Annotated in this window: 2 protein-coding genes; both read right to left on the bottom strand. The window is 70.1% G+C overall.

What is annotated here, in order from left to right; genetic code table 11:
* Positions 1 to 424, bottom strand: a 424-nt coding sequence (locus VXC91_RS45940) for a PAS domain-containing protein (protein WP_329513260.1), incomplete at its 3' end; no start/stop codon positions are given.
* Positions 425 to 775: 351 nt separating this feature from the next.
* Positions 776 to 1,110: SpoIIE family protein phosphatase (locus VXC91_RS45945; RefSeq protein ID WP_329513261.1), on the bottom strand; the 335-nt coding region annotated here is incomplete at its 5' end.

Below are 1,110 nucleotides of genomic sequence, written 5' to 3' on the forward strand. Positions count from 1 at the left end.
TCGGTGTGCGGGTGAGAATCGACTCCCGCACCGATCCGCTGCTCGACGCCAAAGAAAGCGCGGCGATGTCGGTCCCGGAGACGAGCCAGTGGACCGCTCCGCCCTGCCCCCACAACTGCGAGATCTGAAGGCCCACATTGAGCGTACGGCCGTTGCTGTGGCGGACCCCCGCATTGCCGGACCAGCCACCCCCGGCGCGGCACTGCTCCGCGAACGCCCCTGCCCGCAACGGGTTCTGGGCGAATGGCAGCACGACCGAGACGGACCGGCCCACCACCTGCCCGGCCGAGTACCCGACAAGCCGCTGCGCGGTGTCCGTCCACCCGACCACCGTCCCATCAGCGTCGAGCATCGCAATCGCAGCGTCGGGCATCCCGCGGGGGTTGACGTTCGCACCGAGGGTGCCCTCAAGAGCGTCGGTCATGGGGTTCCTCTCATCAGGTGGATCTGCAGAACGTGCTGGCGGCGACGCGATCGCCCCGGACGTGCGGTGCCGGGTCAGCGTCCTGGCACTCTGTGCGGGCTGCGGCACCCGGTGCCGCCTCATGGGGCGCCCCGTTCCCGGCAACCCCGACCAACGTGATCCTGATGCGTGGCCGCGCATCCGCAAGGCGGTGGGCGCTCCAGCCAGTACGCCGAAAGCCACCCACCCCGGGCCCGGCCGCCCCAAGGGCCGCAACTACATCCCCGCACCCCGCCACCCAGTGGGCAAGAAACGCAACAAAAAGGACACGCTCGGGCGCGACGGAGCACAGCAGCAGCCTTAAAGATCAAGCTAAGAGTGCCCGGCAGTAGGCGCGCCGGATGGTCCAGTGGGGCCGTGCTGTGCGGGGATAGCGCGGTCGAGTTCCGTCGGTTCCCGGCCAGCTGGTGTGACGCGGCGGGCGACGAGGGCGGCGAGGTCGTCGTCACGGGTGCCGTGACAGTAGGCGAGCACGTCCTGGTGGAGGTGGTCGAGGAGTCGGCGGGACGGGGCGAGGGCCCATCGGTGGACGCGCTGCGCGAGGGGGTAGAAGGCCCCGCTACCGTCGCGGGTCTCGCTGACGCCGTCGGTGTAGAGCAGCAGGCGGTCGCCGGTGCCAAAGGGGATGGTGTCGACCTGGTAGTGGT

It is taken from the genome of Streptomyces chiangmaiensis (genome assembly GCF_036281785.1).
GTDB classification, from domain to species: Bacteria; Actinomycetota; Actinomycetes; order Streptomycetales; family Streptomycetaceae; genus Streptomyces; species Streptomyces chiangmaiensis.